The sequence below is a fragment of the Caballeronia mineralivorans PML1(12) genome (assembly GCF_001028175.1).
In the GTDB taxonomy this organism is placed as follows: Bacteria; Pseudomonadota; Gammaproteobacteria; order Burkholderiales; family Burkholderiaceae; genus Caballeronia; species Caballeronia mineralivorans.
Map to the genome: position 1 here is coordinate 91,684 of NZ_AEJF01000088.1, position 7,575 is coordinate 99,258.

Consider the following 7,575-nt stretch of genomic DNA (forward strand, 5'->3'; position numbering starts at 1 on the left):
CAGCCGACTTCTTCCTGGTCCTTTTCATGAGGCCAGGAAATCTGGACAGCCAGCGGCGAACGATTATTTTGCCAGCCGTGTCTCTGCCGCCGGCTCACGTGCCTGCAACGCGAACCCCGCGTACTCTCGCTCGAGAAACGGCGCCGCCTGTTCGAGCAGGAAGCGCCGGAACGCGATACACGTCGGCGACAATCGCTTCGAGCGCAGGTGAACGATCTGCCACGTACGCTCGACCGGGGTGCCATTGACATCGAGTAATACCAGCTCCTGCGAACGCAACTCGAGCGCGAGCGTATGCAGTGAGATCAGGCTCACGCCCATGCCGGCCATCACTGCCTGCTTGATCGATTCGTTACTGCCAAGCGTCACGCTGCGCGCCGGCATGAACAGGTGTTGCTTGAACATCTGCTCGGACACCGCGCGCGTTCCCGACCCTGGTTCGCGTAGCAGGAACGTATCGCCGGCCAGCTCCTGAAGGTCGAACCGGCGCGCATCCCGCAGCGGATGATCGACCGGTCCAATCAGCACATGCGGGTGATATGCCAGCGGCTCCGCCGTCGTCCCCAGCTCGGGTGGCGGCCGGCCCATGATGGCAAGGTCGGTCGCGTTGTCCTGTAGCTGGCGTAGCAAGGTCTCGCGGTTTCCTACCGAAAAACGTACATCCACACGAGGATACTGCCGCGAATAAGCGGCAAGCAGCTTTGGAGCAAAATAGGTGGCAGAACTGACAATACTCACCGCGATAGAACCGCTGTCGGCAAGCGAAAGCGATGTCATGGCGTCCTCGGCGTCCTTGATTTCCCCGAGAATCCGGCTCGCATGATGCGACAGTCTCTCGCCGGCCTCGGTCAAGGTGAGTTTGCGCGCCACGCGCTCAAACAGGGGAAGGCCGACGGCTTCCTCCAGTTGACGGATCTGCATGGAGATTGCCGGCTGGGTCAGGTGTAGTTCCTCGGCCGCACGCGCAAAGCTCGGATACCGGCAGGCAATCACGAAGATCTGCAACTGTCGCAAGGTCAGCGAGCGAATGAAGTTCACAGTGAGCGGCCATCCTGCAAAACAGTTTGCTTAAACACCCGACGAGCAAACCCGCCTAGCAGCGAGGCAGCCCAAGGCCTACCCGGCACTTGTCGGCTGCTGCCCGAATGCATCAAAGGCACGCGCCGAATAAACCATCGCCGCGCCCGCATTCAATGCGATGGCCACCGAAAGCGCCGCGGCCACCTCCTCCTTGCTCGCGCCCGCTCTCGCCGCAGCGGCGCTGTGCACCGCGATGCAACCATCGCAGCGCGTAGTGACAGCCACCGCCAGCGCTATCAGCTCGCGAGTCTTGGCATCGAGCACGCCATCCTTTGCCGCCGCGCCGTCGAGCGCTTCGAATCCTGCGAGCGTCGCGGGCGCGCTTGCACCAAGTTCGCCTATTGCATCCATGAGCTGGGCGCATAGCTTTGGGTCTCGATCAACATGGACTAGCTCCAGTGTGGTTGGCCGGCCGCCCGCTCGCCATGCTGCGTCAGCGGCTCGCACGCGGCGCATTCACGTCCTTGTCCGGCGCCTTCTTGCCGGGCAACGGGGACAGGCTGCGCAACGCGCCCTGATAACTCAGCGTTTCACTCTGCACCGGATGCGCGAAATCGTTGTTCGCACCCGGCACCTCCGTGCGGATAAGCAGCACCTGACCCGGCACCGCTTCCGACATGACAAAGGTATAGCGTTTGCCGATGTACTGAGAAAAACGCGCGCTGTTCGGATCATCCAGATACGGCTGGATCACAATCTGTTTCGCCGTGACCTTCTTACCCTGCGCGTCGCGGATCACCGGCGTGATCGCCGGGCTAGCCGCGAGCGCCAAACGCACGCGCCGCTGGAAATAGCGGCGCTGTCCGCCTGTCAATTGCTCCATCTCCGCGATGTCATGCTCGAGGAAATACAGGATCACCGGATTGCAGGGGAGGCCTTCGCCGGGCACCTCGACCTTGCCGCCGTGGTCGCTCACCAGCGCGTCGCCGTTGGCATTGTCCGCGCTAAGCACAAGCACCTTGACGGTATCCTTCTCCCTCGCGGCCGGCCTGGTCCGGTCAACCGCGTAGTCCAGTTCGGTGTGCGGCTGGACGCCCTTCAGATGCGTCGACATGAAAAGGAGCCGCTCCGCCGGCGCGATCTCAGAACTCGCAGCACTCGCCGCGCTCGAGGCGTCCGCGGCATACACGTGGCCCCCGGCAAGCAAGATGCCGGCCGCAGCCGCCATCCAGCCCGTCCGCCGCAGCCCTGTCGTCCACGCGCTCATTTCGCGTTGGCCTGTGCAGGAGACGTCTCGCTGATCGCGAGCAACGGGACCTCATAGCTCGTGAGTATCTTGTCGATCTTGCCCTGGTTCGCCCCGATCCACTGGTCGATCTTCGTCTTCCACGGACCTTCACCGTAACGCACGCCCATTGAGATTTCAAAATCGAAGCGCAGCCCCGGCGTTGGCGGGAAGGCGACCAGCTTGACCTTGTCGCCGGCTTGCCTCGCGAAATAACCTGCTATCGGCCCCCACAGGAACACAACGTCCACATTGCCCGCCGACATGTCGCGCTGGATCATCTCGCCCGGGAATTCCGCGGGGTCTCCGCTTTGCACCTTATACGACACCGCCTGCTCGATCAGGTTGTTGCCGAGCAGCCAGTCGACTGCGGGCGTATTCGAAAAGATCCCGAGACGGAGTTTGCGCAACTGATCGGGCGGCAGCTTCAGTAGATCGGACGGTGTACTGATCGATGCGAATTCGGGACGGTTGGGAAACACCATCGCGTAGGTGGAGTGCAGCCACGGCCGAGTGGTCGCCGTCATGTCGTAACCCTTGGGCACGCCGATCACCAGGTCGCACTTGTAGTCTTCCGTGTTGGGTATCTTCTCGCGCAGCGTGTGCCGGATGAAACCCATGCGCTGCGGAAAATAGGTGTATTCGACCTTGTAGCCGAAATCGCTCGCCATCTGGGCCGCGATCTTGTTTTCGAAACCCTCGCCCCTGTCGTTGGAAAGCGGCATGTTGTTAGGGTCGGCACATACGCGCAGCACGCCGTCGGCTCCGTCGTTGTGCGGTAGCGCAGGACCGTCGGCATGGGCGGCATTAAACCCGAGCGCCATGCAAGCCACCGCGACCGCTTTGCGTGCAAACGCGCCGAGCCTTGAATAAGCTTCAGACATCAGACCCTCCAGTAAAGCGTGATTCAGGCGCCAACGTCAGCGAACGGTCCAGCAGCGTGGTCTTATTTGGCATCGATCGCCTGCAGGTCGCCGGGCTTGATCTTGCCGTCGGAACGTCCCTTCAGATACGCAAACAGGTTCTGCCAATTCTTCTGCATCATGGCGCTGGAACTGAAGTCGGGCATACCCTTGTCAATGCGTCCGCCGAACACGGTGCGATGAAACTCGTTGGTATCGATGGTCTTGAACGCATCGATCAGCGACGGGCCCACCATGCCTTGCTGCTGTGCGCCGTGGCAGCGCTCACAAGCCAGCGCACGCCAGGTTCGCCAGCCTTGCAGGGTGTTGTTATCGACCTTGTTGCCGTCGACAACCTGATAAGAGACCGGCTTAATCTGCGCCGAATCGGTCTGGGCGTATGAAACCGGTAACGTGACCAGGGCTATCGCCAGCGGCAAGAGTGTTCGGCCTTTCATTGCGCGTATCTCCTTCAGTTAGAGCGTGTTGCACCCTGCGTCTCGTGGCGCCGGTGCAGGGTTCGAACGAGTGGGTGGATGGTCTCGGGACACGCCCGGCCGCCTCTGTCTGTCAGGCAAGGCCGGCCGGTGCGTGCCTTCGATTCCTCTGATGACTGGAAGAGGCCGGCAGATCCGCCTCTTCCGCCTCTATCAGCTCGGAATGGCAAACACAAACAGCGTACCGCCAAGAGCCGTGTACTTCGCGAGTTCGCGATAACCGCCGACCGCGCCCAGTCCTTCCGTGGACTTTTCGAGGCCTGCCGCCATGCCGATACCCGCCCATCCGCCGATGCCCGAATAGACACCCACGAATTGCTTGCCTTGATACTCATACGTGAACACATTGCCGATGATTCCGGACGGCGTCTTGAACTTCCACAGCTCCTTGCCATCCGAGATACGCACGGCCTTGAGGTAGCCTTCGAGCGTGCCGTAGAAAGCGATGCCGCCCGCCGTCGCCAGCGCGCCGGACCACACCGAGAACTTCTCCGGCTTCGTCCAGGCGATCTTGCCCTTGCTGGCATCCCAGGCAATGAAGTTACCCATCGCGCCCTTTTCGTTCGGGCCCGGGTACATCGACAGCGTTGCGCCCACGTAAGGCTGGCCGGACACGTACTCGACCTCGAACGGCTCGTAGTCCATGCACACGTGGTTGGTCGGGACGAGGAACAGATTGCTCTTCGGATCGTAGGCAGCCGGTTGCTGGTCTTTCGAGCCCAACGCTGCCGGGCAGATGCCCTTCACGTTATGGTCGGGACCTGCCGCCTGCGTCGAATAGGCCACGTTGCGAACCGGCAAACCGCTCTTCAGGTCCACATGGTCAGCCCAGTTCACCGCCGGGTCGTACTTGTCGGCAACCAGCAACTGTCCTGTTTCGCGATTGAGCGTATAGCTGAAGCCGTTACGGTCGAAGTGGACGATAGCCGGTACCTTCTTGCCGTTCATCGGCAGGTCGGCAAGGATCATTTCGTTCACGCCGTCATAGTCCCATTCGTCGTGCGGCGTCATCTGGTAGACCCATTTCGCCACGCCCGTGTTGAGGTCGCGGGCGAAGATGGACATCGACCATTTGTTGTCGCCGGGACGTTGCGTCGGGTTCCAGGTGCCTGGATTGCCGGTGCCGTAGTAGACCAGGTTCAGCTTTGGGTCCCATGCATACCAGCCCCAAGTGGTACCGCCCCCGGACTTCCACTGGTCGCCCTTCCAGCTCTTGAGCGACGAGTCGGCACCCACCGGCGTCATCTTGCCGTCGGCGTAGGTCATGGTCTTGTCGGGATCGAGCAGCATCTCGTTGTCGGGACCTGTGCTGTATGCGGTCCAGACCGGCTTGCCGGTCTTGATGTCGTAGGCAATGAGCCGCCCGCGCACACCGAACTCGCCGCCGGAAATGCCCGTCAGCACCTTGTCGCCGAAAACGTGCGGCGCGTTGGTGTTGGTTTCCCCAGCTTTCGGGTTACCGTTTTGAGCGGTCCATTTCACGTCGCCAGTCTTTGCGTCCAGCGCGACGAGCTTCGTGTCGGCTTGCTGGAGGAAAATCTTGCCGTCACCGTAGGCAAGCCCACGGTTGACTGTGTCGCAACACATCACCGACACCACTTGCGAGTCCTGCTTCGGTTCGTATTGCCAGAGGAACGTCTGATCCTTCAGGCTGATCGCAATCACCTTGTTGGGGAATGGCGAATGGATATACATCGTGTCGCCGATAACGAGCGGCGATCCCTCGTGACCGCGCAGCACGCCGGTCGACATGGTCCAGGCTACCTGCAGTTTTGCCACATTGCTTTCGTTGATCTGCTTGAGCGGGCTATAGCGGTGATTGGAATAATCACCAGCTTGAGCGGCCCAGTTCGATGAGTTCTTGATCAAGGCGTCGAGCTGCGAATCGGCCTGTGCCACAAAAGAGTTAAGGGCCGTTACCGCAACCACCGCCAGTCCGAGAACCAGGGTGCGTAATTTCATGTCTCCTCCAGAATGTGTTGCCGTCCGACTCAGGGATGACCCCACCACCCATGCCCCGGGCGCGCCTTCACCGGTGCGGGCAGCGAGCTAAGCTCCGCCCGGTCGATGCCGGGCTTCTGTTTGCGAAGACGAATTGCATATTCCATGCCGGAAGGCCTGACGCTGGCTTACAGCGTGGCGGGGCGTGGCGCGGATTGCGGCGGGGTCGGCATGCGGGGCCAATGGAAGGGGGGTCGAGCGCGCCACGGTGGCGCGAGGGTGAGACGCTTCATTCGGATTACGACACATACTGTGTCAAATCCGCGATACAGCCACTTATCTGAAACGCAGCGCGTATCGCGCGCAGGCGGTGCGCTGCAGCATGCATGCGGCTCGCGGGCATTCTTCGTCCGCCGGGCTTGCCGGCGCGCTGGCTGGCGCGGTGTTTGCAACGCGTTATAGGTTGAGGTTCGCTCGCACGAGCGTAGGGAGGCATCGCCATGACCAGCAAACAACCCGAGAGGGTCTACTCCGACGAGGAGATCCAGCAGCGCCTCACAGGCGCGCTCCAGCATTGGTACATTGAGGACGGCTGGCTGCGCCGCAAGTACAAGACGGAAGGATGGAAAGGCACGCTGATGGTGGTGAACGCCGTCGGGCACCTTGCGGAAGCGGCGTGGCATCACCCGGACCTGACGGTGTCGTATGCGTTCGTGGTCGTGAAGCTTAAAACGCATTCGGCCAAGGGCATCACCGACAAGGATTTCGCGCTCGCGACCAAGATGGAGGAAGTGATCCAGTGGCAGCCCGGCCTCGAAGGCGGACCGCTGGAGGGCACCCCCGGCGACGACCAGCGTTTCCGCTATATCAAGTACGACGCGCCGAAGGCTTGAGCGTAGCAGCGCTGTAACTGTTGCATCCGTTGGTACGGCTCTTGCCTCGAAGGCCACGCGCCCCGCTTCACCGCCACGGTTTTGACCACGACATCGAACCCAGGGACACTCGCGATGCAGCTTCGCCTGGATAACCAACCGGACAGCCTGTCGCCGCTTTCAGCCGTGACAGTCGATGCCCCCGCGCGTCTGCATCTGGGCTTCCTGGACCCGAGCGCGTCGCTGGGGCGCGCGTTCGGCAGCGTCGGATTGACGATAGACGCATTCGGCACGCGGATCACCGCGCAGCGCGCCGATGAAACGCAAATACTCGGCGCGCACACCGAGGCTCAACGTGCGCGCATCGCCCAGTATCTCGGCTTGTTGCATGGCGCTTACGGTGGGCCGCCCGTTGTGATCGAGGTCCAGCAGGCGCCCCGCGCGCATGCGGGGCTCGGTTCGGGCACGCAGCTCGCGCTGGCTGTCGGCACGGCGTTTGTAAGCTTGCTCGGACGCTCGCCGCCCACCGCCGATCTCGCGCGACTGCTGGGACGCGGCGCGCGCTCGGGCATCGGTTTGCTCGGTTTCGATCACGGCGGGTTGATCGTGGACAGCGGTCGCGGCGGCTCGGGCCCGGATGGTGCCGGCAAGCAACCCCGCATGCCTTCAATCCTGACACGCCAGCCGTTTCCCGAGGCGTGGCGCATCCTGCTGGTCGACGACACCCGCCGCGAAGGCCTGCACGGCGACGAAGAACGCCGCGCGCTCGCCACCCTCGCTCCATTCCCGCAGACGCTTGCCGCACACCTGTGCCATCTCGTGCTGATGCTCGTGCTGCCCGGTATCACGGAACATGATTTCGATGCCTTCGCTAAAGGCATCGGCGAATTGCAGCAGACCATCGGCGAATACTTCGCGCCCGCTCAAGGCGGCGTGTTCTCGAGTCCCTCGGTCGCGGCCGCACTCGACGCCGCCGCAGCAGCCACGCAGCACCGCACCGGAATCGGCCAGACATCGTGGGGGCCGACCGGCTTCGCCTTCGTGCGCAGCGCACAGGA

The 7,575-nt window shown here is 62.3% G+C and carries 8 protein-coding genes; 2 read left to right on the forward strand and 6 right to left on the reverse strand.

Annotated elements, in window-relative coordinates; genetic code table 11:
• Nucleotides 1-63: 63 nt before the first annotated feature.
• The 6 genes from EOS_RS13920 to EOS_RS13945 form a co-directional block, all read right to left on the reverse strand.
• The gene (locus EOS_RS13920) at nt 64-1,038 is read right to left on the reverse strand and encodes a LysR family transcriptional regulator (protein ID WP_047847229.1); all 975 of its coding nucleotides are present in this window, start codon (nt 1,036-1,038) and stop codon (nt 64-66) included.
• 78 nt (nt 1,039-1,116) lie between these two features.
• On the reverse strand, nt 1,117-1,431 hold the full coding sequence (locus EOS_RS13925; RefSeq protein ID WP_047847230.1) for a carboxymuconolactone decarboxylase family protein: 315 nt from the start codon (nt 1,429-1,431) through the stop codon (nt 1,117-1,119).
• Nucleotides 1,432-1,513: 82 nt separating this feature from the next.
• A complete protein-coding gene (locus tag EOS_RS13930) occupies nt 1,514-2,287 on the reverse strand; it encodes a hypothetical protein (RefSeq protein ID WP_047847231.1) in 774 nt (257 codons plus the stop codon).
• A complete protein-coding gene (locus tag EOS_RS13935) occupies nt 2,284-3,129 on the reverse strand; it encodes a substrate-binding domain-containing protein (RefSeq protein WP_047847248.1) in 846 nt (281 codons plus the stop codon). Before EOS_RS13935 ends, EOS_RS13930 begins: the two co-directional genes overlap by 4 nt.
• Before the next feature lie 122 nt (nt 3,130-3,251).
• On the reverse strand, nt 3,252-3,665 hold the full coding sequence (locus EOS_RS13940; protein ID WP_047847232.1) for a c-type cytochrome: 414 nt from the start codon (nt 3,663-3,665) through the stop codon (nt 3,252-3,254).
• A 192-nt stretch (nt 3,666-3,857) separates the two neighbouring features.
• Nucleotides 3,858-5,666: a methanol/ethanol family PQQ-dependent dehydrogenase gene (locus EOS_RS13945; protein WP_047847233.1), complete on the reverse strand. Its 1,809-nt coding sequence runs from the start codon at nt 5,664-5,666 to the stop codon at nt 3,858-3,860.
• A gap of 479 nt (nt 5,667-6,145) precedes the next feature.
• On the opposite strand from EOS_RS13945, the gene EOS_RS13950 reads away from it, so the two are divergent.
• Together EOS_RS13950 and EOS_RS13955 are read left to right on the forward strand one after the other, a co-directional pair.
• Nucleotides 6,146-6,538 (forward strand): 4a-hydroxytetrahydrobiopterin dehydratase, encoded by a 393-nt coding sequence (locus EOS_RS13950; RefSeq protein WP_047847234.1) that lies wholly within the window; start codon nt 6,146-6,148, stop codon nt 6,536-6,538.
• A 114-nt stretch (nt 6,539-6,652) separates the two neighbouring features.
• Nucleotides 6,653-7,575: beta-ribofuranosylaminobenzene 5'-phosphate synthase family protein (locus EOS_RS13955; protein ID WP_047847235.1), on the forward strand; the 923-nt coding region annotated here is incomplete at its 3' end.